Source organism: Plantactinospora sp. ZYX-F-223 (assembly GCF_039649625.1).
Taxonomy (GTDB): Bacteria; Actinomycetota; Actinomycetes; order Mycobacteriales; family Micromonosporaceae; genus Plantactinospora.
The window spans coordinates 1-26,287 of the sequence record NZ_JBDJAV010000077.1 but is presented as its reverse complement, the minus strand read 5'-3'; the positions used below and the strand labels follow the sequence as shown (position 1 = coordinate 26,287).

Here is a 26,287-nt window from a genome sequence, read left to right as displayed (position 1 = left end):
AGGAGGTGCACACCATGGCCGTGGTCAACTCGCGGCACGTGGCGGCGGCGAGCGCGGAGGTGCCGGCATGACCGGGCGCCGGCTGTTGGTGGTCGGCGCGCACAGTGCGGACTTCGTCTGGCGCGCTGCCGGGGCGGTCGCCGCGCATACCGCCGCCGGGGGCGAGGCGCTGGTGCTGGCCCTGTCGTACGGCGAGCGCGGCGAGTCCGGTGAGCTGTGGAAGGACCCGGACCAGACGATCGAGAACGTCAAGCGGATCCGGCACGAGGAGGCGCAGCGGGCCGCCGGGGCCGTCGGGGCGCGCTTCGAGGCGTTCGACCTGGGGGACTACCCGCTACGGATCCGGGACGAGGACATCGACCGGTTGGCCGGGCTGATGCGGGAGTACGCCCCGCACGTGGTGCTCACCCACCCCGACCGGGATCCGTTCAACCCGGACCACCCGGTGGCGCACGCCGCGGTGGCGACCGCCCGGCAGCTCACCGCCGGGGCGGGGGTGGCCAGTGGCTTCAAGACCGCACCACCGTCGGAGTTCCTCGTCTTCGAGCCGCACCAGCCCGAGCTGTGCGGGTTCACCCCGACGGTCTTCGTCGACATCACCGAGGTGATGCCGGCCAAGCAGGAGGCGATGGCCGCGATGGGCGCCCAGGGTTACCTGCGCGACTACTACACCCAGCGGGCCGAACAGCGGGGCAACCACGCGAGGCGGGTCACCGGCAACGCCGCGATCCGGGAGGCCGAGGCGTTCCAGCGGCTCATCCCGAACGTGGTCCGTACGCTGTGACCGGCGCGTCGGCCGGGGAGCCCGGTCCACGGGCACGGCCGGCGGCGGGCGATCCGCGCCACGACGGGTACGGCATGCGGGCGGCCGAGGAATCCGCAGGGTGAATCCGGGACGGCGGACGACCTCGCCGGTTACCTCCGACCGGGGTCGATCCGCCAACCCGCCCGGCGGGATTCCTGGACGCTGCCGGGCGAGGCGACGTGTGATCTTCTCGACCTCCGGGTGAACCCACTCATCCGGTGGTCGCCGAGCACGGACTTGAGCGATGCCTCGAGGATGTCCACTCCGGTGTGGAGCTTGTCGTCGCTGATCGTGAGCGGCGGGGCGATGCGGAAGATGCCGCCCATCCCGGGGAGCTGGACGATGTTCATGTGCAGACCCCGTTCGAGACAGGCCGAGGTGACCGCTGTGCCCAACGCATCGGCCGGCGCCCTGCCCTTCTTGTCCCGCACGAGCTCGACACCCTGGAGCAGGCCGCGGCCGCGGACGTCGCCGACGACCTCGTAGCCGTCGCGGAGCGCCAGTAGCCGGGCGGTGAGCTGGTCGCCCAGCCTCGCCGCACGCTCGACGAGGTTTTCCCGGTCGATGACGTCGAGGACCGTCAGCGCGACCGCCGCCGCCAACGGATCGGAGACGTGTGTGGTGTAGAAGAGGAATCCACGGTCGTGGCAGACCTGCTCGATCTCGGCGGACGTGAGTACGGCCGCCACGGGCAGCCCGGCCCCGAGGGTCTTCGACAACGTCAGGATGTCCGGGGCGACTCCGTCGCGCTCGAACGCGTACATGGTGCCGGTGCGGCCGAGACCGGTCTGCGCCTCGTCGAGGATGAGCAGCATCCCGCGCTCGTCGCACATCTCCTTGAGGCGGCGCAGGTATCCGGGCGGCAGGTCGATGATCCCACCCGAGGAGAGGATGGGCTCGACCAGACAGGCGGCGAGACTCCCGGCGGACTGCTGGTCGACCAGGGCGAAGCCGTAGGCGAGTTCGGTCTCCCAGTCGTGCGACCCGTCGGAGGATCGGAACGGCGACCGGTACGCGTTCGGCGCCGGCAGTGCGAGGTTTCCCGGTATCGGAGGGGGGTGGAAAAGGTTCAGTGAACTGCCCGCGACTCGACCGGTCGCGGGCAGCCCAACGGTGCCCTGGCGACCACCGCCGCGGCGGTCGCCCGGAGCGGTTCCTACCTGGCGGGGACCACGTCGGCCGGGCGCTGCACCTTCACCTCCACGCCGTAGTCGAAGAGTTCGAGCGTCGAGGTGGACGTGCCGGTGTCGAGCCGGCCTTTCGCCGTCGTCTGCCAGGTGGAGGTGAGCGCCACCCTCGCGATCCGGCCGTCGGCGTCCCGGACGACGTCGCCGGTCGTTGCGGTCGAGCCGTCCTTGAGCTGCGTGGCGTACTCGAAGTGCAGCGTGCCGTCCGGGTTCTCCGTGACGGTGGCGTTCGTGTCCTTCAGCACCTTGAACAGCGCCGCCGGGTCGGGGGAGGCGGCACCCAGCACGGTGTCCGAGGCGCCGTACAGGGACAGTCGGTCGTGCTTGCCCGGGTACTGGCCGTAGCGCCCGTACGTCTCGCCCGGGCCCGACTTGTCGGGCGGGAGCGGGCCCAGCGGCGGCTCTCCGCCGATGTACCGGGTGCCGTTGATCAGCAGTTCGGTCATGACCGAGTCGTCCTGCGGCGCCCGGACGTACCCGGTGGCGGTCTTCGGGTCGAACGCACCCTCGTAGGTCAGTCCTCCTGGCCCCGACTGGGTCAGCCGCATCCGGTAGCTGATGTTCTCGCTCGCGGCGACCGCCGCGACCAGGGCCAGTCGCGGCGTCGCGGCGCTGGCGACCGGTGCGCGCTCTCCCGCCGGCCCTGGCTGCCCGACCCCGCCGACCGTCAGCACGGCTGCGGTCACTCCGGCCAGGCCCAGCACACCCATCGCGTACGTCGCACCCAGCACAGCCCTCCGGCGCTGGTGGCGCCGCCTCGCCGCACCGACGACGTCGGAGGTCAGCGCGACTCCCGCCACCTCCTGCCGCATGCCGGCGATCAGTTGCTCTTCGATGTCAGTGGTCATCTTCCCGCTCCGTTCCATGTCGGGGCGTCGTCAACCGCCCAGGCAGCCGTGACCTCGCGGAGGCGGGAGAGCCCCCGGGAGGCGGTGGACTTGACGGTGCCGATCGAGCATCCGAGCGTCTCCGCGGCTTCCGCCTCGCTGTACTGCTCCCAGTAGCGCAGCACCAGCACCGCCCGTTGCCGGGGTGGCAGCGTGGCCAGCGCCTGGATGAGCGCCTGGCGGAGGTGCAGCGCGTCCGTGCCGTCGGACCGGCCCGGCGGCTCGACGCTGGCCAGTACCTCCGGCCGCCGCTTGCGGCTGCGCCACTGGTCGACCGCGAGGTGGTACATCGTGCGGCGCAGGTAGGCCTCCTTGTCGCCCTGCACCCGGTTCCAGCGCCGCATCAGCCGCTCCAGCCCCGCCTGCACCAGGTCCTCAGCGGCGGCACGGCTGCCGGTCAGCAGCACCGCCGTGGCGAGCAGGGAATCGCCCCGTTCGGCAACGAGGGTGTCCAAGCCCTCGAAGCTCTTCCTCCAGCGCACCGGCTCTCCTTCCGTCGCTAGCAAGGACGACAGGCCGACGGGCAAGGTTGAGCACCGCACCGAGCTTTCTCCAGGATCGTGGCGACTCCTGGCCGATCCCTACGAGCCGTCGTCGGTAGCGTCGCCGGTTCCGGAGCGCAGTTGCGCGAATGCCTGGTCGGCGTCGGCGACAGCCTCGGGGTGGACGTCGCGGGCGCTTCGCCCGTCGGCGATCTTCTGCCAGTTGGCCCGGGCGAGTACCCGTTGGACCGCGAGCACCTGTGCGGCCCGCAGTCGTGCCTCGATGCCCGAGCCGAGCGCGCCCGCCAGCGCTTCCTCGTCGTCGAGCATGTACCGGGCGACCCGTCCCGCCAGGCTCGGTGTGCTGAACACCAGCCGATGGAACGCCACCACCTCGGGATGGTCGTTGAGACCGGTGACGGGGTCGTACCGGTCCAGACCGGCCCGGAGGTGCCGGTGCAGTGCGGTCAATGGCGAGACGCCGGGCTGGCGGGCACGCACGACGCGCGCGGCCTCACCGCTGTGGTCCGCGAATCGGTGCAGGACCAGGTCCTCCTTGGTGCCGAAGTACCGAAAGAGGGTCGGCTTGGAGACCTCCGCCGCCGCGGCGATGTCGGTGACCGAGACCTGGTCGAAGCCGTGCGCCAGGAACAGCGAGATCGCCGCGTCGGCGATGGCGTCGTGGGTGCGTGCCTTCTTGCGGGCCCGCAGCCCGGTCGGCTCGGTCACCTGAGCAGGGTAACATTGGTTACCAGGTTGCTTTTTTAACCCGGTAACGTTTTTATTCAAGTCATGACGCAGACAGATGTCCTGGTGGTGGGTGCCGGCCCGACCGGCTTGACGCTCGCGTGTGATCTTGCCCGGCGCGGCGTCGCGGTGCGGATCGTCGATCGGGCCCCGGAGTTTCCGGGCGGCTCCCGCGGCAAGGGGTTGAGCCCCCGCAGCCTGGAGGTCTTCGACGACCTCGCGGTGATCGACCAGGTGCTGGCCTCCGGCATCACCCACCTGCCGCATCGCAAATACCGGGGAGCGGAGGTCGTCGCCGAAATCGACCCCGAGGCCGGACGGGTGCCTACGCCGGACATCCCGTACCCGACCGGCCTGATGATCCCGCAGTGGCGGGTGGAGCAGATCCTGCGCGAGCGGCTGGCCGACTTCGACGTCGCCGTCGAGCTCGGCGCCGAACTGCGCGGCTTCCGCCAACACGCCGACGGCGTGACCGCCACGGTCGGCCAGGCTCAGATCCAGGCGCGATATCTGGTCGGCTGCGACGGCGGTCGGAGCACCGTCCGCAAGGCACTCGGCCTGAGCCTGCGCGGCCAGACGCCGGACGTCCAACTCATGGCCGTCGGCGACGTCGAGGTCGACGGGCTCGGCCGGGACGCCTGGCACCAGTGGTTCACCGGCGATGGCGGGATCATGCTCTGCCCGCTCCCCGGCACCAACGCCTTCCAGGTGCAGGCGTCGCACGAGCTGGACCGGGACGGTACGCCGCTGGAACCGACGCTGGAACGATTCCAGCGGACCTTCGACCGGGTCGCCGGCATTCCGGGCGTACGACTCCGCGGGCTGGGGTGGCGCTCGAGCTACCGGGTCAACGTCCGCATGGTCGACCAACTCCGGGTGGGCCGGGTGTTCCTGGCCGGGGACGCCGCGCACGTACACCCGATCGCGGGTGGCCTCGGCATGAACAGCGGGATCCAGGACGCCTACAACCTCGGCTGGAAGCTGGGGCTCGTGCTGGCCGGCAAGGCCAGCTCCAGCCTGCTCGACACGTACGAGGAGGAGCGGCTGCCGATTGCGAGTTGGCTGCTCGACATCACCTCGGAACGACTCGACGCCGTCCTCGACGCGATCAAGGAAACGGGCGGCGGCGTCGATGCCGTTGCCATCCCCGAACTCTCACAACTCATGCTCAACTACCGGTGGAGCCGACTCTCCCGCCACCCGGCGAGCCGATCCGGAGGACCACGAGCGGGTGACCGGGCACCGGACGCGCCACTGCGCGACCCGGTGACCGGCGCGCCGGTTCGGCTCTTCGATCTCTTCCGTGGGCCGCACTTCACCCTGCTCGGCCTCGGGGAACGCTGCGCCGCCATGTTCGGCGAGGTCGAGACCGACATCGTCAAGCCCCACCTGGTCGGGCCGGGCAGCCTGCTCGACGACGGCGGGCACGTGGCACGCGCGTACGGTCCGGACGCCCTGATCCTCGTCCGTCCGGACGGACACATCGGGCTGGTCGCCGACGCGGCGGAGACGGGCAGCGTCGCCGGGTACCTCCGCTCGCTGTAAGAGGCGTCCGATTTCCTCGGTGGCCGGCGGCACCCTCGGACCACCGGCCCGAGGGCGCCGGCAACCTGCCGCCTCGGCGGTGTCACCCTGGTCACCCCGGAATATCCCCACCAGCATGTACCGTTAGACCAAACGTCTGTTCGCAATACGATCTAAGATCAAGATTTTTGGTGGGAGATCGGATGGCCATCGAGTTGGGGATCGCGCTGGACCTTTCCGGGGCGCGGCCCGATCCCGAAGAACTCGCCGCGTTGGCCCGCCGGGCGGAGGCGGGCGGTCTGGACCTTGTCGTCGTGCGTGGCGACGCCGTTCCGGAGGAACGTCACGGGCTGGATCCCTGGACCACTGCGGTCTGGCTCGCCGGCCGGACCAAGCACATCCAGTTCGGCGTCGCCTCCCCGGCGCCTGCCACGGACCCGACCGACCCGCAGGCGCCGTACCCCGCCGTGGTCGACAAGGCCCGGCAGAGTCTCGACCTGCTGGCCGGTACCAGGCTGATCACGTCGGAGTCGGCCTGGGTGACCGCGCCCGAGGGTGCCGGGCCCGACCAGCTCCGCGCCCTGGCCGAGGCCGGGCTACCGGTGGTGGTACCCGTACGCACCGAAGCGGACGTGGATCGCCTGACCGCCCTGCTCGGCGAGCAGGGCCGCGGCGTCCGGCCACGGCGGCCGGCGGCTGCCCGGGCGCGTCGCCGGGCAGGCATCGACTACGACGGGATACCGGAGTCACTCGCGGACGTGGCGGTCGAGCCCGGTGACCCGGGGTACCGCGCGACCACATCCACCTACCTGCGGGGCGGCTCACCCGGGCTGGTGCTGCGGCCTCGCACGCCGGCCGAGGTGTCCGACGCTCTCGCCTTCGCGCGCCGCCACCGGCACCTTCCGCTCGGCGTACGCAGTGGCGGGCACGGCATCAGCGGTCGCTCGACCAACGACGGCGGTCTGGTCATCGACGTCGGAGGGCTGAACCGCATCGAGGTACTCGACCGGGACCGGCGCCTGGTACGGATCGGCCCGGGAGCCACCTGGAAGCAGGTCGCGGCCGCCCTGGACCCGTACGGCTGGGCGCTCGGCTCCGGCGACTACGGCGGTGTCGGGGTCGGTGGGCTGGCCACCGCGGGCGGGATCGGACTCCTCTCCCGCGAGCAGGGCCTCACCATCGACCACCTGCGCGCCGTCGACCTGGTGCTCGCCGACGGCACACCGGTGCGGGCGAGCAAGGACGAGAACCCCGACCTGTTCTGGGCGGTACGCGGGGCGGGCGCGAACTTCGGCGTGGCCACGGCCTTCGAGTTCGAGGTCAACGAGTTGCGCGAGATCGGGTGGGCCCAGCTCGTCCTGGTCAGCACCGACATGGCGCAGACCCTGCGTCGCTTCGGCGAGCTGGCGAGTACGGCGCCCCGGGACACGACGGCGTTCCTCGTCACCGGGCGGCCCCGCCAGGGCCAGTCGACGGTTCAACTGTTCTCGATAGTCGACGCGCAGGACCCCGAGGTCATCGTCGACCGGCTCACCCCGTTCACCGAACTCGGCCTGCTCGCGCAACAGCAGGTCGTGCTCACCAGGTACAAGGACGTGATGGCCCAGGCCGCCGACGTCGGTCCCGAGGGCCAGCACGGAATGGGCGAGCCGGTCTCCCGGTCGGCGTTCCTGCCGGTACTCACCGACGAGTTCGCCCGCGACGCCGCTCGGCTGCTGCGCAGCGGCCTGGTCTACTTCTTCGAGCTGCGCACCATGGGCGGAGCCATCGCCGACACCCCGGCTGACGAGACGGCGTTCGCGCACCGCACCCCGGCTTTCCAGGTCACGGCGATGGGCGCGGACCAGGCGGCGCTCGACGCGGCCTGGGAGCGGCTCGCCCACCACTTCGACGGCCTCTACCTCAGCTTCGACACCGACCTGCGTCCGGAGCGGCTGCACGACGCCTTCCCGCCGCGGGTGCTGGCCCGGCTGCGGGGCCTCAAACGGCGCTACGACCCGGACAACCTGTTCCGGGACAACTTCAACATCGACCCGCGCCTCGACGCCCGGGCCGGGATGCCCGCCGCCGAGCGGGCGGACGAGGAGGCTTCGCTATGACCGACTACGGACACGACCTGCTGTTCGGCACCTTCGTGACCCCCGCCGCGGGAAACGCCCAGCACGTCGTCGACCTGGCGATCACCGCGGACCGGGCCGGGCTGGACCTGGTTACGTTCCAGGACCACCCCTACCAGCCGGCGTACCTGGACACCTGGACACTGCTGTCCTATGTCGCCGCGCGCACCGAACGGGTACGGCTGAGCGGCAACGTGCTCAGCCTCCCGCTGCGCCCGCCGGCCGTACTCGCCCGGGCCGCGGCCTCGCTCGACGTGCTCAGCGGCGGCCGCTTCGAACTCGGCATCGGCGCCGGTGCCTTCTGGGACGGAGTAGCCGCGATGGGCGGCCGTCGCCTCACCGCGGGGCAGGGTGTCGTCGCGCTCGGCGAGGCCATCGCGATCATCCGGGACCTGTGGGACACCGACGCCCGCGGCGCGCTGCGGCACGACGGTCGCTACTACACCGTGGCCGGCGCGAAGCGGGGACCACGGCCGGTGCACGACATCGGGATCTGGGTCGGCGCCTACAAGCCCAAGATGCTGGCCCTGACCGGCGCGCTCGGCGACGGCTGGCTGCCCACGGTCGAGTACCTGCCCCGGGGGGTCGAATCGTTGCCCGAGCACAACGCCCGGATCGACGAGGCCGCGGTCGGGGCCGGTCGCTCCCCGGCCGAGGTACGGCGACTGATGAACTTCATGAAGGTCGAGTTCTCCCCGACCGGCCGTGGCCTGCTGGCCGGCCCACCCGCCCAGTGGGTGGAACAGCTCGCCGATCTCGCCCTCACGCACGGCGTCACCGCCTTCCTCATCGGCGGCGACGACCACGGCATCACCGAACGGTTCGCCGCGGAAGTGGCACCGGCCGTACGTGAACTCGTCGAGCGCGAGCGGGGCTGAACACCGGCCCCGCACCGAAGCCGGCGTTCCGGGCGCGCAGACGACCGAGCCGGCCGCGGATCCGCTCGGCGTCCGGATGCCCGATCTCGACGAAGATGTCGAGCGCCTGCCGCCAGGCGTCCCCGGCCGCCCCGGCATCGCCGGCGGCGTCATGGGCGTCACCGAGATAGCCCAGGGTGTCCGCCACGTTGTACCGGTCGCCGAGCCCGGCGAAGAGGTCCCGGGCCTCCCGGTAGCAGGCGACTGCCTGGCGGTGGCTGCCGAGGTGCTGGTGGGCGTAGCCGAGGCTGTGCAGGGTGTTGGCCTCACCGCGCCGGTCGGCGAGGGCCCGCTGGAGGAGCAGCGCCTCCTGGCAGTGCACCAGCGCCTTACGGTAGTTCCCGAGCTGGGCCTCGTACCAGCCGACTCCGTTGAGCGCCCGCCCCTGCCCTGTCCGGTTGAGCGCGGCCCGGTGCAGCTCGAACGCCTGCTCGGCGTGGTCACGCGCCTCGGCGTACCGTTCCTGCCGGGCGAGCACCCTGCCGAGTCCGAGGTGGACGAACGCCTGCCCGACCGGGTCGTCCAGTTCGCCGAAGAGGCCGAGCGCCAGGTGGTAGTGGGTCTCGGCCTTGCCGAGCGGGCCCAGTTGGGCGTACGCCCCGCCGAGCCCGCGCTGCGCATAGGCCTGGGCCCGCCGGTCGCCGAGTCGCCGGGCGGCCTTCAGCGCGGTGAGCTGGGTGACCGCCAGGTCGTGGTAGCGACCGCCGTAGTCGAAGTGGTCCACGAGGATCCACGCCAGGCGCCAGGCGTGCGCGTCGAACCCGTCGCCGGCCGCCCTGGCGATCGTGGCGAGCAGTACGGAGTGCTCCGCGGCGAGCCAGTGCAGGGCCCCGGCGCGATCGGCGAGCGGCTCACACTCCACCCCGGACTCGGCTGGCTCGACGGCGAGCATGTCCCGGTGCGGATCCAGCAGCCGACAGGCGTCCCGCGCGGTGTGCAGATAGTGGTCGAGGACCCGGCGTACGGCGGTCAACCGGTCCGGCTCCGGGTCCAGCTCGGCCGCCAGTTCCGCGGCGTACACGCGAAGCAGGTCGTGGAAGGCGTACCGGCCGGGCGCATGCTCGACGACCAGGTGGGCGCGGGCCAGTTCGGCCAGTAGCAGGCGTACCCGATGCGGTGGCAGCCCGGCCAGGCTCGCCGCCGCCGGTGCGGCGGTGTCCGGGCCGGGATGCAGGCCCAACAGCCGGAAGAGCCTGGCCGCGGCCGGGCTCAGGGTGCGGTAGGACCAGGAGAGCACCGCCCGCACGTCGGTGGCGGCGTCGCCGATGGCGAACACGTCCAGCCCGGCCCGGACGTCCCGCAGCTCGCGGGCCAGCGCGCCCAGCGGGAACGCGGGGTGGGTGTCGGCGCGGGCACCTGCGACGGCGAGGGCGAGCGGCAGCCGCGCGCACGACTCGATGATCTCGTCCACGGCCTCCGGCTCGCCGTCGATCCGGGCGGCACCGAGGCGGCTGGCCAACATCTCGCGCGCGCCGTCGACGGTCAACAGGTCCAGGGTCACCGGGTGGGCACCCTCGGCCGCGACCAGACCGGTCAGGTGGTTCCGGCTGGTCACCAGGACCAGGCTGCCGGGCGTGCCGGGCAGCAGCGGCCGGACCTGCTCGATGTCCCGCGCGTTGTCCAGCAGGACCAGCATCCGCCGGCCCGCCGACAGGCTGCGGTAGAGGCCGAACTGTGCCTCCAGACCGGCGGGTATCCGTTCGGGGGGCACGGCCAGGGCCTCGAGGAAACCGCGCACCGCCTCGGCCGGGCTCATCGTCGCACCGGTCGGGTCGAAGCCGCGCAGGTTCACGTACAACTGTCCGTCGGGAAACCGGTCGGCCACGCGGTGCGCCCAGTGCACCGCCAGGGCGGTCTTGCCGACTCCGGCGGTGCCCGACACCACACAGACCGGTACCCCGGTGGCAGGTTCGCCGGTGCTGGACAGGATCGCGTCCAGCCGGGCCAGTTCGGTCGCCCGGGCGGCGAATCCCCGTACGTCCGACGGCAGTTGCCTCGGCACGGTGGCCGCTCCGGCGGGCGGGGCGGCGGGCGGCTCGGGTGGCGAAGCCACCGCCTCCTGGCGGAGGATCCGCTGGTGGAGATCCTGTAGCTCGCTGCCGGGCTCGGTGCCGAGTTCGTCGCGGAGCACCCGGCGGGCATCCTGGAAAGCCTTGAGCGCCTCCGCCGGGCGTCCCGCGCCGCACAGCGCGAGCATCAGCCGGGACCAGAGGTTCTCCCGCAGCGGATGCTGGAGGACCAGGCGACGCAGTTCGCCGATCACGCCGTCGTGCTCGCCCAGCGCCAGCCGCGTCGTGGCGTGCTGCTCGACGGCGCTGAGGTGCCGCTCCTCCAACTGGGCCAGCTCGGCCCAGAGACGTGGGCCGAGCGGCAGCCCGTCCAGGGGAGTGCCGCGCCACAGGCGCAGCGCCTCCCGGTAGCACTCCGCTGCTCGCACGAAGGCGGTCTCCTCCTGGGCCCGCCGTGCCCGGCCGATCAGCTCGGAGAACGTGTCGAGGTCCAACTCACCGGGTAGAACCCGGAACAGGTAGCCGCCGGCGTCGGTGACGAGCCGGGAAGCGTCCGCGCCGGTCTGCTGCAACCGCTGTCGCAGCCCGGCGACGTACGTCCGGAGGTTGGACTCCGGGCTGGCGGGCGGGGTCTCCCACACCGCCTCGGTCAGGTACTGCGAGGTCACCAGGTCGTTGGCGCGCAGCAACAGAGCCGCCAGTACGGCGCGCTGCCGAGGCCCGCCCAGCGGCACGCTCGCCCCCGCGTGCCGCACCTCCAGCGGCCCCAGCACCCGAAGCTCCACTCTGCTCCTCACCCACGTCGACCCGCCCGACGTCGATAGACCGGACGTCGAAACGACAAGTCCGTACGGGTTGGCCAGCCTCGCGCGGCACGGAACACCGCCAATATAAGGGACGAATCGTCAAGCGCGCCACGGCGCCTGTGCGGGATCTGTGCGGGATCTGGGCGCACCCTTTCGGATGGTTCTACCCGCGCCGGCTCACCACCCGTGGTGAGCCGCGACCTCGTCACGGTAGGCAGCGCCAGGCCGCGACGTCCCGTGGTAGGCACGCCGGGCCAAAAACCCGGCGGTGATCACGGAATTCACCAGTGCCAGGGGCCGGGTGAGCCGGCCGACGAATACGTTCCGGGGGACTTGGGGGTACGGCAACGTGCCGGATGTGATGCCGAACGACGTGACCGGTGGGCTCCAGTGGTCGAGGCGGTCGGTTCTGTTGGCCGGTGGGCTGCTGCTGGCCGGATGCGGTGGACCGGAGAAGCCGGTCATCCAGAGTGCGGACTACGATGGCTCGGCCTCGAAGTTGAGCCGGATAAGACCCATCCTGGAGCGCCGGGCAAAGGCGCTGACGGAGAAGAACGAGAAGGCGTACCTCGCCGACCTCGATCCGGCCAACAAGGACCTGATCGAGCGGGAGCGGCTGGTCTTCGCCAACCTGCGCCAGTTCGAATTCGCCGAGATCCGGTACGTCCTGAACGGCATGAGCGAGCAGCCCGACAAGGGTGGCTTCTGGTTCCGGCCGGTGACCCGGATCGCCAAGCTCACCGCCGACGCCGGTCCCGGCGACATCGCACCGGCCGAGTCGTTCCTCTATTGGCTGACGAAAAAGGGCGACACCTACCTGGTCGGCAACATAGTGCGGGTCACCATGGAGAACCGGGAGGAGCTTCAGATCCCCGGGCCGCGCGCTGACGCGCCGTGGAACACCGACAAGCTCACGGTGCTGAAGGTGGGCGACACGGTCTGGCTGGTCGGGGACGAGAGCGTCACCGACCTGGACCGGTACGCCGCCGTCACGAACCGGGAACTGGCCAAGGTCAAGCAGCTCTGGGGCGACCGGGAAGCCTTTCCCGGCAATGTCCTCTTTTTCACCCGGGACAGGAAGAACGTCGAGAAGTGGTTCGGCATCACGGGCGCCGACGACTTCGCCCAGCAGGCGCTGGGCTACCAGATTCCGCAGCTCGGGGTGCGGAAGGACGGTCAGACCTACGACGACCAGTACGCCGCCTCGCGGATCCTGGTCAACCTCGCGTCGATCGAGGCCGGGAAGAGTCAGCCGTGGAGCACCATCCGGCACGAGTTGACCCACTCGGTGACCGCCCGGGTCGCACTGTCCGGCTACAGCGACCTCCTGCGGCCGGCCAGGTGGGTGGTCGAGGGTTTCGCCCGGTACAGCGAGACCATCGACCAGCCGGCCCACGCGGCCGCGATCCGCAACGAGGTCGCCGGTGGGGTACGGGCCGGCAAGTTCCGTGGTAGCACACCGCCCAGCAAGACCTTCTACAAGGACGCCGGCTTCAACTACGCCCTCGGCTCGACGGTCTTCAGCGTCGCCGAACGGCTGAAGGGGCGGGACGCGGCGGCGGAGTTGTACGCCCGCCTCGTCCAGCGCATCGACTCGGGCGACCGCTCCATCCTGGAGCTGCCGATCTTCGAGGGCATCTCCGAAGAGGTGCTCGACATGTCCAGCGGCTCGTTCCTCAGCAGGTGGAAGAGCTTCGTCCGGAATGGGGGCTGAGATGTCGGCGGCGTCACCGGGTGGCGGTGCGGGGGCCAGGCCCGGCGGGGGTGACCGGCCCCGCTGGCTCCTGCTCCCCGTGTTCGGTGTGGTCATGCTGCTGCTCGCCGGCGTCGGCGCGTTCCTCGGCGCGCGCAGCTACGAGGGCAGCCGGGCCTCCCAGTCCTGCGGGAGCTACAGCTGCATTCCCCGGCTTGAGGCCGCGACGGTGGTCCAGGCGCTCCAGGGCCAGGGGCACACCTGCACGAAGGAGAGCAATCACCAGTACTGCGAGCTGCGGATCGGCTTCGTGCGCTTCCGGGCGTCGCTCCAGGTCTCCGACGAGCTCATCCACGCGATGACCGTGGACATCTATCGGGCCACCCCGGTCGCCGAGACCGGCCTGGCATACCTGAACTGGTTCGCCACCCTGCCCTACGCGGGCGACGAGGAGACGTCCGGCCAGATCGAGGAGTGGGTGGCTGAGCAGGTCAACGGCAACAAGGACACCAGAGCCGTCATCGGCGACTACGAGTACCGGTTGACCAATCCCGAGACGTATGCCGTCGAACTCAATATCAGGGGTAACTTCTGATGACCGCCCAACCTTCCGGACAGCGTTACTCCCCGGACGGCAGGTTCTGGTGGGACGGCACCGGCTGGCGCCCGGTGGATGCCGCACCACCCGCCCCGGCGCCGGGGCAGCCCGGACCGGCGTGGTCGCCGCCGCCGTTCGGACACTCTCCGGCCGTCGCCAACCCGGCCGGCGCCGGCCGTCCGCCCGGCGGGGCCGGCCCGTCCGGTCTGCCAGGTCCGGGCTTGCCGGGTACGGCCTTCCCGCCGCCCCGGGGCGCGGTCCCTCGGCGTCCGTCCAAGGCCGGCTTCCTGCTGGCGCTGGTCGGCACGCTGGTGGCGACGGCGGTACTCGGCGGGCTCGTCGGCGGTATCTCCGGGATGGTGACCACGGAACCTCCGGGCAACGACTCCGCGCCGCAGTTCGCCGCCGAGTTCCCGACCGCCGAGCGGCAGTACATGACCGGGGTGACCCTCGCGTTGGTCGCCGAAGACTGGATGAAGAAGTCCAACTCGTGGGTCTGCTCCGACACGCCCACTGCGGAGACCTCGGGCCAGTCCGGGAAGGCGATGCGATGCCGACCGCCGGACGACGACGAGCGGGAAATGTACGTCACCATCGAGTACGACGCGGACGACAAGATCAAATTGGTGAGCGGTCGCTGCCACGTGGGCCTCAAGTCCAAGCCGTGCACGACGCTCGCCGCCAGCCTGGCCGACGCGGTGCTCTCGCCCCAGGGCGACCAACTGCGGAAGCAGGCGGAGAAGTGGGCGACGGAGAACGCCGACAGCGAACGGGTGACGACCATCGGGGGCATCCGGCTCGAGGCATCTCTCGACCCGCACGGCATGACCGCCACTCCGGGTATCTGAGCGTGCGGGATCCACTGTGTACGGCTTGCCGCAGGCGGTGGCGCCAGCCGACCGTGGTCCACCCGTCGCTGATGCGGTCGGGTGGACCACCGGCCGGCTCCCGGCGGCGATGCCGACAGGCTCAGCTCAGGGCCGGGTCCGCGGTCACCGGTGCGTCCCAGTCGATCACGTAACGCTGCTCCGGGCCGATCGTCTTCTCCGGGTTCATGGCGGTCTTCATCAGCAGTGGCATCAACACCCTGGCCACCGCGCCCGGGGCCTTGGCCTGGTTGATCCGCGCCGCGCGGGCGGCGACCCTCTCCACGCGGCCGCGCCGCAGGCGCTCGAAGGCGGCGTACGCCGCCGGGACGTCGGTGATGTCACGCAGGCAGCGAGCCAGTTGCACCGCGCTTTCGATTGCCAGCGACGCGCCCTGGCCGGAACTGTTGGAGGGCGCGTGAGCCGAGTCGCCAACCAGCACCATGCGGCCCCGGTGCCAGTGTCGGACGCGTGGCATGATCTGCAACGATCCGACCACCTGTAGTTCGTCGGCGCTGCTGGTCGACATCAGGTCACGGCCGGGATCGTCGTCGGCGTAGGCGGCGCGCAGTGTCCGCATCCAGTCGGCCGACGGCACCGCCCGGGCTTCGGTGAGGCTGATCGGCCGCTCCTGCGGCAGGTTGACGCCCCACCGGGTGCCGCCGCCCGGCTCCGGCCAGTAGAGGTAGTAGCCGCCCTTGCCGAAGGCGAAGGTCATCGTGCCGGGGCCGGCCTCCACCTCGTGCCGCGCGACCGCTTCGAAGCCGAGGAGTCCGGTGAAGTGCGGGCCGGGTGCCTCGGGGTCGATCAGGCGGCGTACGGTCGATCGGATGCCGTCGGCCCCGACGAGGATGTCGGCGCTGGCGGTACTGCCGTCGGCGAACCTTGCCGTGATGCCCGTCGCGCTCTCCTGCGTGTCCAGCAGGCGCTTGCCGTACTCGATGGTCACGCCGCCGGCGACGGCGCGGTCGTGCAGTACCCGGTACAGGTCGCTGCGGTGCACCAGTTGCAACGGCGGCACGTCGGCCAGGCCGGGCATTTCCATATGCTTGCCGCCGACGGCCATGGCCATCCGGGTGATCGGCGTGGCGATTGCGGTCACCGCCTCGTCCGCGCCGACGGTCCGCAGGGCCGCGACGCCGTTCGGCGCGAGCGCGAGCGTGCCCCCGATGCCGTCGGCGGTGCTCGGGTACGCCTCGTAGACGGTGGCCGCGATGCCCGCCCTGCGCAGCGCCAGTGCCGCCACCGGGCCGGCGATGCCGCCGCCGACGACGATCGCTGTCCGTACCTCAGTCATGGACTTCTCCCTGGTCATCGGTTCTCGTGCATGGCGAACCGACCTGGGAGGGAACCGGCTATCCTCGTGGTTGCCGCCTCGCGCCGAGCGCCTTCCCAGGTGTGGTTCGAGGTAAGGGCCCTGGCGCGGTGTTGGCGCACCGCGCCAGGGCGTCCGTCACTCCGTCGAGCTGGTCCTTTCCGCGAGTTCGGTCAGCTCTGCCGGCATCTCGCCGGTTTCGTGGTAGGCCCGCCACACGTCCAGCCCCGGGTAGGTGCCCGAGGTCAGTTCGGCGAGCAGAGCGCGGATCCAGGCCGCTTCCGCCTCCTGGATGGCCAGGTCGTACTCCGACTCGACCAGGAACAGTCGCGGGATGTGCCGCGTGTGCTGCGCGAGGGCGTCGCGGGCGGCCGTGAGGTTGTCGTCCAGCAGGTCCAACCGCCGCCGCAGCAGCCGCGCGGCCTCGTCCGGGTGAAGGACGGCGAGCACGGACAGGCCGGCACGGAAGCGCGGTTGCTCGGGCATGGGGGTCGAGACCAGCTCGCGGGCCCAGTCGACCAGCTCCGCGCGGCCGGAGTCGGTGATGCGATAGACGGTGCGCTCGGGTCGACGGCCTGCGCGGACACTCTCCACGGCCGCGATCATGCCGTGTTTATCCATGTTGCGAATGACCGTGTACAGAGATCCCCACTTGATCTGCATGTCCTGGTCTTTGCCCCAGGTTCGCAAGGCCGTGGCGATCTCGTAGGGGTGCATGGGTCGCTGGGCGAGCGCCGACAGCACGGCGAGGGCCAGCAGGTTGCTGACCTTGCGCCGCTTCGCCACGCTACCCACCTCGCCGATGCTCGCATGCGATTACTTGCAGACGAGTATATGTACGCGAGTATCAGTTGGCAACGGATGCCGGCTCGGTGCACGGGGGCGCGTGCACCGAGCCGGGTGGCGAAGGCGTCGGCGCCGCGCGACTCCGTCCGGAGTGCCGTCGCAGTGCCGAGACGCCGGCCGGGGCGCCGGTCAGGCCCGGAGGAACCTGCTGACCGGCAGCGGACGGTCGACGATGCGCAGGTCTCCGATCCAGCCGTAGAAGCCCTGTTCCACGATCCGGTCGTAGTGGTAGGCGCCGACGAACCAGGGCTCGCGTGAGCTGGCCAGTCCTCGGGCCGGGGTGGACGGGTTGCGGAGCAGTTCGGCGCCGTCGACGAAGAGGGTGGTACGCCGGCCGTCGTTCACCACCGCGACGTGGAACCATTCGTCGGCGCGCATCTCGTGGCCCCAGTTGGTGGAGATGCCGTCCTGGTTGACCGGGAAGACCGCCCACTGCAACGCCATGCCATCCGACATGCTGAGCGTGGCGATCGGCTCCGCCGGGTCACCGCCGGTCTTGCCGGCGTCCCGGCCGGCGCCGAACCGGCTCAGGATGCTCATCCAGGCGTGGTTGGTGGCCCGGACGTCTGCCGGCAGCTTCACGAACGCCTCGATCGTGTAGCCGTTGTTGAAGGTCGTCGCGTTCAGCGGCGCCTCGTCGACGGTACGCAGGTAGGCGCCGCGGGCGGGCCGCTTGCCGCCGTCGAAGAAGAGGCTCGCGTGCGCCGGCTGGTCGCCGTGGTGTTCGGTGGACCAGCGCAACGCGTCCGGGCCGCTGCCGGCGAGGGTGACCCGGGTCAGGTGGTTGCCCCGGCCGGAGAGATCCGCGATCCGGAAGCCGTCCGGCACGGGCGTGCCATCAGCCCGGCCCTGGTCGAACCGCCAGTAGGCGACGGTGCCGTCGACCAGTACGGTGGCCGGGTTGCGGGGCGGGCGGGGCGGCACCGGGGCGAACCCGGCGAACCGGTCGGCGAAGTCGACGGCGAGGCTGAACCGGTTGGCCGGGTCGGTCAACTCGACCTCCCGTTGCTCCAGTGCGTTGCGTCGCTCCGGCTGCTGGCCGAGGATCCACGGCGAGACCGTCTCCACGTCGATCGTGTTGCGCGCCAGGTCGAAGTGGTAGAGCCGGATCATCGCGCCGCCGCCGTAGTAGCGGTCCTGGTAGTTGGTGATGTGCACGTGCACGTCCCGCCCGGCGTTGTTGCGCAGCACGGTGCGTCCGGGCGGCCAGAAGTGCCCGTTGAGGGTGAGGAAGATCTGGTCGCTGTCCTTGATCAGCCCGTCCCAGAGCCGCTGGCCGTGCCCGGAGAGTTCCGCGACGCCGGTGTCGTCGGCGTGCGCGAGGTCGTGGGTGGTCAGGATGACGGGGGTACGCGGGTGTGCCGCGAGCACCGCCTTCGCCCAGCCGAGGGTGCCGTCGGAGGGCCGCCAGTCGAGGGCGAACACCAGCCACTCGCGGCCGGCGGCGGTGAAGACGTGGTACGTGTTGTAGCCGTCCGGCGTGCCGCCCCGGTACGTCGGCGAGGTACGGAGTCGCCGTGGCCCGAAGACGTCGAGGTACGGACCCGGTCCACGCTGGTCGGTGGTTGACGGGTCGACGTCGTGGTTGCCGGCCAGCACGCTGTACGGCGTCCGACGCCGGTCGAAGATCTCGAAGACCTCGCCGGCCCGGGCCAACTCGGCAGCGGCCGCGTTCTCCACGATGTCGCCGAGGTGGGTGGTGAAGACGATGTTCTGCTCCGCCTGGTGATCCTGGATCCACCGCAGCGTCGCGGTGAGCGGCGCCGGGTCGCCCCGGTCGGCGTCGAACAGATACTGGGTGTCGGGGATGACGGCCAGGGTGAACCGGGGTGACCCGAGGTCGGGGCGGTCGCCGGTGTGCTGGCCGGCCAGCGCGGTGTCCGGGATGAGCGCCCCGGCCGTACCTGCGCCCACCAGTCCAGCCCCCACCAGCCCGGCCCCCTGTAGGAATCTGCGCCGGTTCGGGGTCTGCTGCATGACTTGCTCCTCGGATCGCGGAAGAAACCGCAGATCAGTACGACGGAAGCCGTCAAACAGAGATCATTTCTGCCGTCAACGCGGACCGAACTCCGGGTGAACCTCAACGCGGCACCGCCAGCGCTCGACGCCGCCGGTGCGGCCTGCCCATCCCGGTTGTCGCGATCAGTGACGCACAAAGGTGCCGGATACGGGCGTCGCGCCCGTATCCGGCACCCGGTCGCTCAGAGCTGGCGCACCCTGATGTTGCGGAACTCGATCACGTCGTTGGTGCCGTGGTTCTGCAACCCGACGAAGCCGCTGAGGAACTGCCGCAGGTCGGTCGGCGGGTCGCCCTGGCGGGACGACTGCTTGCCGGGTGTGTTGTCGAACTCACTGATCACCACACCGTTCCGGACGATCGTGTAGTGCTGGCCGATCACGCGGACCTCGTAGTCGTTCCACTGGTTCTTCGGGGTCGCCCCGGCCTTGTCGAGGGTGTTCGGCGCGAAGTTGTAGACCGAGCCGGTCTTCTGCGGCTCGCCGGTCTCGCCGTCGTAGATCTGGATCTCGTGGCCGCAGTAGATCGCGACCCAGGCCGGGGAGGTACGGGCCGAACCCACCGTGCCGCAACTGCCTGGCGGGCGCTGCTCCAGCGGAGTCCTCGGGTCCGGGAACCGTACGAAGATGCCGCTGTTGGCCCGGACGTTCTCCGGGGAGATGTCGCGGAACTGCACCCTGATCGAGTAGTCGGCGAGCTGCTTGTCCGCGTACCACAGCATGCCGAGGCCGCCGGAGCTGCGGATCGAACCGTCGGGGCGCAGTGCGAACGACCCGCCGGGTGCCTGGCGCCAGCCGGCGAGCGACTTCGCCGATCCGTCGAAGATCGGCTGGTAGCCGTCGGTGGCACCGATCGGGGACTGCCGCCCGGCCTGGCGCAGCGCCCTCAGCTCGCGGTTGTCGATGACGTGCGCGGCGGTCAGTTCGGCGAGCACGGCGTCGAGGTGGGTGACGAACGAGGCCCGGTTCGGCCAGGTGGTCTCGTCGTCGATCAGGTCGTTGATCGTGCAGCCGCCGCCGGTCTGCCGGTTGGCCACCCCGGTGTCGGTGTCCAGCATCCAGACCGTCGGCCGGGCATCGGCGGCACCGCATCCGGCGTTCACGTCGATCTTGTCGGTGACCACCTCCCCGTCGGCGTAGGTCACCTTCACCGTCGCCTGGAAGGTGCCGTACCGCTTGTAGGTGTGCGTCGGGTGGGCCTGGTGCGACAGCTTGCTGCCGTCGCCGAAGTCCCACTCCCAGGCCACCCCGCCGACCCTCGCGGCGGAGAAGCCGATGGTCCGGGGCTGGCTCGGCGTGACCGACTGCGCCGTGGCCAGGCTCGGGTTCGGAGTGGCCTGGCCACCCTGGTAGGTGATGCGGATCAGCTTCTGGTTCGGGTGCAGGCTGAAGAAGCCCCTGCCGTAGTCGAGCATGTAGAGCGCGCCGTCCGGCCCGAACTTCGCATCCATCCAGGAGTCGAGCTGGTTGGTGCCGGTGCCGTTCTGGATGATGGCGCGCAGGTCCTCGGCGAAGGCCGGCGCCCCGGCCTCGGCGACGGTGCTCGGGTCGACGGTGACGGCGATCCGGTTGTTGCCGTTGGACTGGTCACCGATGAACCACTTGTTGTCCCAGTACGCCGGCCAGGCGACGCCGCTGTTGACGTCGACGTTCTCGCGCTGGTAGGTCGGACCGTCCATGATGGCCTGGCCGCCACCGCTCAGGTACGGCTGGGTGTAGGTGGCGTCCTCGGCCTTGTACGTCGGCAGCCCGCTACCGTCGGTCCGCTTCGGGAAGACCGGGCCGCCACCCTGCGGGGAGTACCAGATCATGTTGTCCCGCACCGGCGGGAGGTTGACCAGACCGGTGTTGCGCGGCGACTCGTTGCGCGGGTTGTCACAGTCGTACCAGCCGGTCAGCACGGTGGCGTCGGTGTTGCTGCGGTCCCGGTACGGCTGCCGGTTGCCCATGCAGTACGGCCAGCCGTGGTTGCCCGCCGAGGTGATGACCGTCGCCGTCTCGTACTTCGCCGGACCGAGGTTCGGGTCCGGGGCGCCGGCGTCCGGGCCGACCCACGCGGCGGTGAGCCAGTCGTTCACCGGGTCCCAGGCGATCCGGGCGATGTTGCGCACGCCCATCACGTAGATCTCCGGCCGGGTCTTGCCGCCGCCCTGCTCCTGGCCGGTGAAGAGGTTGCCGTCCGGGATCGTGTAGGTCCCGTCCGGCTCCGGGTGGATGCGGAGGATCTTGCCGTTCAGGTCGTTGGTGTTGCCGGAGGTACGCCGGGCGTCCTGGAACGAGATGCCCGCGTACTCCTGGGTCCAGTTGTTGCCGGAGTAGCCGCTCGACCCGCCGGAGGAGTTGCTGTCACCGCTACCGATGTAGAGGTTGCCGGACTCGTCGAAGGTCATGCCGCCGCCCGCGTGGCAGCAACTGTGGATCTGGGTGTCCCAGTGCAGCAGGTCCTTGCGGGTGCCCTGGTCGATCGACTGCTGCGCGTGGTCGTAGGTGAACCGGGAGACCGTACGCTGGCCGACCCGCCGTTCCCGGTCGATCGACTCGTGCGGCATCCAGTAGACGTAGAACCAGCCGTTCTCCGCGAACTTCGGGTCGAGGGTGATGCCGACCAGGCCCTCCTCGTTCTTCACCAGCTCGCTGCCGCTGCCCCGGTTGCCCATCACCTTCAGCGTGGTCAGCAGCTTGACCTGCTTGGTCTTCGGGTCCCACTGGTGGATGGTGCCGCAGCCCAGGCCCACGTTCGGGTCGGCCCAGTCGGCGACCGGCCCGCTCGGGCAGGCGGCCTTGCCGATGTAGAAGACCTTGCCGTCGGGGGCGATGGTCAGGCCGTGCGGCTCACCGACCTGGTCGAGCTGCCCGGACTGGTTGGTGGTGGTCAGCCGCTCGATCTTGTAGTTCGCCGCGATGGTCGCCTGGCAGTCGCCCCGGACCAGGCCGGCCGTCCACTGGAGCGCGCCGAGCAGGTGGCTGCGGAACCGCGTGTCGGTGGTGTAGCTGGCTTCGGTACGCCCCATGCCGGTGTAGAACGACCGGCCGCCGTCGTAGTCCCGGCACCAGGAGATCGGGTGGAACGCGCCGTTGCCGGCCAGCCCAGGGTTGTAGGTGTTCTCCTTGACCTGGGCGATGGTGTGCACCCGGCCGACCGGGCTCGGATCCCAGTTCATCCACTGGTCGGACCGGGTCCAGTTCAACGGCAGGCCCTTGTTCGCCGGGTGCTGCCGGTCGACCACGTCGACCACGGCCTCCTGCACCTGGCTCTCCGGCGCCGGTCCCGCGTTCGGGCCGATCAGCCACAGCTCGGCGAGTTGGATCAGCGGCTCACCGCTGTTCGCGGTGATGTTCAACCGGTAGTACTCGTACGCCTCGGTGTTGGTGAACGTGTACTGCTTGGTCTGGAACCGCCCCGAGAAGGTCTCCCCGGTGCGGCGGTCCAGGTCCGTCCAGGTCTCGCCGTCGGTCGACCCCTGAAGGGTCCAGTCCCTCGGGTCCCGGCCGGTGAAGTCGTTCGCCGAGGTCAGCGCGTAGTGCGCGATCGCCTTCGGCTCGGCGAGCTTGGCGACGACCCACCCGGTCGGGGTACGGGTGAGCCACTTGGTCCCGGTCGCACCGTCGATCAGGTTCTCGACGATCTCGTTCGGCGGGTTGTTGCCGCTGGCCGTGACGCTCTCGATCTTCTCCGCGTTCGGCAGGCTCGCCGCCGGGCGGGTGCCGATCAGACCGGTGAACCACTCGGAGCCGGGCTGCGCGCGGGCCGCGTCGTGGATGCCGACGAACCCGCCACCGCCCTTGACGTACGCCTGGAACGCCGCCTCCTGGGCGTCGTTCAGCGTCACCCCGTTGGCCGACAGGAACACCACACTGCGGTAGCGGTCCAGGTTGTCGGGGGTGAAGACCGCCGGGTCGGCGGAGACGTGCACGGTGAAGCCGTTCTCGTTGCCCAGCTTTCGGATCGTGCTGACGGCCCTGGCGACCGGGTCCTCCTGGGAGGCCGCCGGGCCGTGGAAGACCAGCACGTTCACCGCCTGGCCGCCCCAGGCCGGCGCGATTGCGCCGACGCTGGCGTCCGGGGCCGCGGCGACCGGCGCGCTCAGCAGACCGAGCGTGAGCAGGGCGCCCGAGGCCACGGCGACCGCGCGGCGGAACGGGCCGGCACCGCGACTCCGGGACCGGGGGACCGGGTGGAGCGCGGGGGACGGAAGGTCAACAGGGTCGGGACGGTGCCGCCCGACCGATCGGGATAGCCGGAAATGGCGTCGGTGAGCCATTTCTCCTCCTCCACAGGGGGTACGAAGAGTGCTTCAGGCGCTGGCAGGGGTGCTCGGTTGGTGCTGCGGAGTGTCGCGGGTCATCGGTGGTTCGAGTGGGCGCCGGCAGGCGCCGCGGCGCCCTGTGCCGGCGCGGCCGGCGGATGGCCGCCGGCGTGCGGCGGCATCTGCCCGTTCTCGTCGAGCACGTGCAGGGTGGTCGACATGCCCAGGTCGGAGTGGAACTGCATGTGGCAGTGCAGCATCCAGTGGCCCGGTCCCACGGAGTCACCCGCGACGATCTGCACGCCGAAGCTGTCACCCGGGCCGAGGGTCTTGTTGTCGATCACCGGGATCGAGTCGATGAGCGCTCTGTTGCTGCCCTCGACCAGGCCGGTCCGGGTGTCCGCCCAGGAGTGACCGTGCACGTGGAACGTGTGCATGTCGTCCCCGATGCCGATCACGATGAACTCGACCCGTTCGCCGAGCTTGGCGACCAGGCAGGTCGGGCCCGGCTGCGGGTTCACCGGGTCACAGGTGTCGGCCTCCGCGCTGCGCCGCAGGTTGATGGTCTGCCGGTCACCGAAGGCCGTCACGTAGGTCCGGTCGGGCCTCGGGTCTCCCTGCCGGCGTACCACCAGACCGCCGAACAGCCCGGAGCGCAGGCCCTGGGTGCCGTGCGGCCCGCCGACCACGTGGTCGTGGTACCACCAGTAGCCGGCGGTGCCCTGCGAGGTCGCGGTGCGCGGTTTGGCGAACCAGATGTACGTCCGCGAACCGCCCGGCGGCACGAACGAGTTGCTGTGCACCGTGCCGTCGGACTGCTGGGTGTACTTGACCCCGTGCACGTGCAGCGAGACGCCGACCGGATGCGCCGGATCGGTGCGCAACTGCTCCAGGGTGGCGGCCGGTACCTGGTTGTGCAGGGTGATCGCCAGGCATTCCCCTTCGATCATCTCCATCGTCGGCCCCGGGTAGGAGGCCGTCTGCGGGGTGAGGCCGTAGCCGAGCCGGACCTGGTTGGTCACCGGGTCCCTGGGCAGCTCGACCGCGTACAGGTTCAGCCGCCGGTCCGGCGTGACGCAGCCCGCCGGCCGTTCCGCCGACGCCGCCGCGGCCTCGACCGACCGCTCGGCCGGCCGGGCGGTGCTGCCGCCGGCCACGGCCAGCCCGCCCGCGCCGACCAGCGTCGCCAGCATGATGGCCGCCACCAGCACGGCCCGGCCGGCGCTCGTGCCGAGCAGCCGGGTCGGCGACGCCGGCCCCCTGTCGGGTGGCGAGAGTACGACCTCGCCGATGTCCTTCGTTTCCTGGTCCAACGTTCTATCCAATCGCTCGGCTAGGCGGGGGATCAGACGGCATGCGGCGTCACGGGATCAGCGGGGCGATCCGGACGTTGCGGAAGGTCACGATGTCGCCGGCGCCGTGGTTCTGCAGGCCGACGTAGCCGGTCGCGTTCTGGCGCCCGGCACCGCCCGGATCGTCCGCGCGGGGCGGGGTGAAGACGGCGTCGGGGACGTTCACGTACTCGTTGATCAGCGTGCCGTTGCGGAACACCGAGTAGTGCTGGCCGACCACGCGGATCTCGTAGTCGTTCCAGGTGCCCTTCGGGGTGACCGCCGCGCCGTCGAGGTCGACCCGGTCGAAGCCGTACACCGACCCGCTCTTGTACTGGTCGCCGTCGGTCCGGTCGAAGATCTGGAGTTCGTGGCCGTACTTGATCGCCACCCACTCGGGGCGGGACTCCTGCGGGTGCTGGTGCACCTGCGGGAAGCGGACGAAGACGCCGCTGTTGGCGCGCCCGTCACCCGGGGCGTCGTCCCGCCACTGGAGCTTCAGCGAGAAGTCGCCGTAGCTGCGGACCGGGAACCAGAGCATGCCGAGGCCGTCGACGGCCTTACTGGTGATCGAGCCGTCGGCGTTGCGCCGGAAGCCGCCGGCCCCGACCTGCTCCCACAGCTTGAACGAGGCGGCGGTGCGGTCGAGCAGCGGCACGTAGCCCTGCTTCGCCTCGGTCCGGCCGACGCCGGACTCGCGGGCCGTGCGTACCAGGGCGTTCTGCTCCTTCAGCAGGATCTTGCCCCGGTGGTGCAGGTGTTCGGCGACCGCGCTGACGTGGGCCACGAACTCGGCGTGGCTGGGCCAGGCCCGCTCGTCGGAGATGAGGTCGTTGATCGAGCAGCGGCCCTCGACCACCCGGTTGGGCACGGCGCTGTTCAGCGTGCCGATCCAGACCGTCGGCCGGGTGTCGGTCACCCGGCAGCTCGGCGCCGGCGGTCCGCTCGGCACCACGGTGAAGGTGGCCGACGCGGTCCCCGAGACGTTGCCGGCCCGGTCGGTGGCCCGGTAGCTGATCGTGTGCGCACCGGGGGTGTTCACCGTCAGCGGGCCGGAGTAGACGACGTATCCCCGGCCGTCGAGGGCGTACTCGACGCGGTAGACGCCGGAGCCGGTGTCGGTGGCGGTGAGCACGATGGTGGCGCTGCCCACGTACGCCCAACTGCCGTCCTGCTGGCCGGTGATCGCGGCGTTCACGCTGGGGGCGGTGTTGTCGGGGTTGGGCGGGGCGACCACGCTGAACGAGACCGAGCCGGGCGTGGAGGTGTTGCCGGCGACGTCGGTGGCCCGGTACGAGACGGTGTGCTGACCGGGCTGGTTGACCGTCACCGGAGCGGTGTACTCCGCGTACGGCTGCCCGTCGAGGGAGAACTCGACGAGGTCGACACCCGAGCCGGCGTCGGTGGCGGAGACCGTCACGGTGGCCGCACCGACGTACGCCCCGGTGCCGTCCCGGTTGCCGGCGACGGTGGCGGTGGCGGTCGGCGCGGTGGTGTCACCCGGCCGCTCGACCACCTGGAACGTGACCGACTGCGCCGCCGAGGTGTTGCCCGCCTTGTCGGTGGCCCGGTAGCTGACGGTGTGCTCGCCGGGCGTGTTGACGGTCACCGGAGCGGTGTAGGCCGCGTACGCCTGCCCGTCGACCGCGTATTCGATCCGGTCCACCCCGGACTCGGTGTCGGTGGCCGAGAGGGTCACCGTGGCGGCCCCGAGGTAGCCGCCGTTCTCGTCGCGGTCGCCGGTGACCCCGCCGGTCACGGTCGGCGGCGTGGTGTCCGGAGTGGACGTGTCGGCGACCTCGAACGTGACGGACTGCGGGACGGAGGTGTTGCCGGCCTCGTCGGTCGCCCGGTAGCTGACGGTGTGCTGACCCGGCTGGTGCACCATCACCGG

The 26,287-nt window shown here is 70.9% G+C and carries 18 protein-coding genes; 7 read left to right on the top strand and 11 right to left on the bottom strand.

The window, feature by feature from the left end; translation table 11 throughout:
* The coding region (locus tag AAH979_RS40105; protein WP_346263349.1) for a PIG-L deacetylase family protein at window positions 1–784 on the top strand (784 nt) is incomplete at its 5' end.
* Window positions 785–915: 131 nt separating this feature from the next.
* Here AAH979_RS40105 and AAH979_RS40100 read toward each other — a convergent pair.
* From AAH979_RS40100 to AAH979_RS40085, 4 genes are all read right to left on the bottom strand, one after another.
* Complete coding sequence (locus AAH979_RS40100; protein ID WP_346263350.1) at window positions 916–1,854, bottom strand: aminotransferase class III-fold pyridoxal phosphate-dependent enzyme; 939 nt, start codon at window positions 1,852–1,854, stop codon at window positions 916–918.
* A gap of 107 nt (window positions 1,855–1,961) precedes the next feature.
* Window positions 1,962–2,840, bottom strand: coding sequence for a hypothetical protein (locus tag AAH979_RS40095; protein WP_346263348.1), 879 nt, complete (start codon window positions 2,838–2,840; stop codon window positions 1,962–1,964).
* Complete coding sequence (locus tag AAH979_RS40090; protein WP_346263347.1) at window positions 2,837–3,361, bottom strand: SigE family RNA polymerase sigma factor; 525 nt, start codon at window positions 3,359–3,361, stop codon at window positions 2,837–2,839. The genes AAH979_RS40095 and AAH979_RS40090 overlap by 4 nt, the downstream gene beginning before the upstream one ends.
* Window positions 3,362–3,460: 99 nt before the next feature.
* Entirely contained in the window at window positions 3,461–4,090 is a 630-nt protein-coding gene (locus tag AAH979_RS40085) for a TetR family transcriptional regulator (protein WP_346263346.1), read from the bottom strand.
* A gap of 63 nt (window positions 4,091–4,153) precedes the next feature.
* Between AAH979_RS40085 and AAH979_RS40080 the strand changes: the two genes are divergently transcribed.
* From AAH979_RS40080 to AAH979_RS40070, 3 genes are all read left to right on the top strand, one after another.
* On the top strand, window positions 4,154–5,653 hold the full coding sequence (locus tag AAH979_RS40080) for an FAD-dependent oxidoreductase (RefSeq protein ID WP_346263345.1): 1,500 nt from the start codon (window positions 4,154–4,156) through the stop codon (window positions 5,651–5,653).
* A gap of 182 nt (window positions 5,654–5,835) precedes the next feature.
* On the top strand, window positions 5,836–7,731 hold the full coding sequence (locus AAH979_RS40075) for an FAD-binding oxidoreductase (RefSeq protein ID WP_346263344.1): 1,896 nt from the start codon (window positions 5,836–5,838) through the stop codon (window positions 7,729–7,731).
* Window positions 7,728–8,627, top strand: coding sequence for an LLM class flavin-dependent oxidoreductase (locus AAH979_RS40070; RefSeq protein WP_346263343.1), 900 nt, complete (start codon window positions 7,728–7,730; stop codon window positions 8,625–8,627). The genes AAH979_RS40075 and AAH979_RS40070 overlap by 4 nt, the downstream gene beginning before the upstream one ends.
* Here AAH979_RS40070 and AAH979_RS40065 read toward each other — a convergent pair.
* Window positions 8,560–11,460, bottom strand: coding sequence for a BTAD domain-containing putative transcriptional regulator (locus AAH979_RS40065; protein ID WP_346263342.1), 2,901 nt, complete (start codon window positions 11,458–11,460; stop codon window positions 8,560–8,562). The genes AAH979_RS40070 and AAH979_RS40065 overlap by 68 nt on opposite strands.
* A 382-nt stretch (window positions 11,461–11,842) precedes the next feature.
* Between AAH979_RS40065 and AAH979_RS40060 the strand changes: the two genes are divergently transcribed.
* The 3 genes from AAH979_RS40060 to AAH979_RS40050 all read left to right on the top strand — a co-directional run bounded on the left by AAH979_RS40060 (window position 11,843) and on the right by AAH979_RS40050 (window position 14,620).
* Window positions 11,843–13,195 carry a hypothetical protein gene (locus AAH979_RS40060; RefSeq protein WP_346263341.1) on the top strand — a complete coding sequence of 451 codons (1,353 nt, stop codon included), beginning with the start codon at window positions 11,843–11,845 and terminating at the stop codon, window positions 13,193–13,195.
* Between the two features lie 79 nt (window positions 13,196–13,274).
* Window positions 13,275–13,769 carry a hypothetical protein gene (locus AAH979_RS40055; RefSeq protein WP_346263340.1) on the top strand — a complete coding sequence of 165 codons (495 nt, stop codon included), beginning with the start codon at window positions 13,275–13,277 and terminating at the stop codon, window positions 13,767–13,769.
* A complete protein-coding gene (locus AAH979_RS40050) occupies window positions 13,769–14,620 on the top strand; it encodes a hypothetical protein (RefSeq protein WP_346263339.1) in 852 nt (283 codons plus the stop codon). The genes AAH979_RS40055 and AAH979_RS40050 overlap by 1 nt, the downstream gene beginning before the upstream one ends.
* A 121-nt stretch (window positions 14,621–14,741) precedes the next feature.
* On the opposite strand, the gene AAH979_RS40045 is transcribed toward AAH979_RS40050, so the two are convergent.
* From AAH979_RS40045 to AAH979_RS40020, 6 genes are all read right to left on the bottom strand, one after another.
* Entirely contained in the window at window positions 14,742–15,935 is a 1,194-nt protein-coding gene (locus tag AAH979_RS40045; protein WP_346263338.1) for an FAD-dependent monooxygenase, read from the bottom strand.
* Between the two features lie 156 nt (window positions 15,936–16,091).
* The gene (locus tag AAH979_RS40040; RefSeq protein ID WP_346263337.1) at window positions 16,092–16,739 is read right to left on the bottom strand and encodes a PadR family transcriptional regulator; all 648 of its coding nucleotides are present in this window, start codon (window positions 16,737–16,739) and stop codon (window positions 16,092–16,094) included.
* A gap of 189 nt (window positions 16,740–16,928) precedes the next feature.
* Window positions 16,929–18,776, bottom strand: coding sequence for a LamG-like jellyroll fold domain-containing protein (locus tag AAH979_RS40035; RefSeq protein WP_346263336.1), 1,848 nt, complete (start codon window positions 18,774–18,776; stop codon window positions 16,929–16,931).
* Between the two features lie 224 nt (window positions 18,777–19,000).
* Window positions 19,001–22,936: a ThuA domain-containing protein gene (locus AAH979_RS40030; protein WP_346263335.1), complete on the bottom strand. Its 3,936-nt coding sequence runs from the start codon at window positions 22,934–22,936 to the stop codon at window positions 19,001–19,003.
* Window positions 22,937–23,157: 221 nt separating this feature from the next.
* Window positions 23,158–24,375: a multicopper oxidase domain-containing protein gene (locus AAH979_RS40025; protein WP_346263334.1), complete on the bottom strand. Its 1,218-nt coding sequence runs from the start codon at window positions 24,373–24,375 to the stop codon at window positions 23,158–23,160.
* A gap of 49 nt (window positions 24,376–24,424) precedes the next feature.
* Window positions 24,425–26,287 (bottom strand): family 16 glycoside hydrolase (locus AAH979_RS40020; protein ID WP_346263333.1); only part of this gene is annotated, 1,863 nt, incomplete at its 5' end.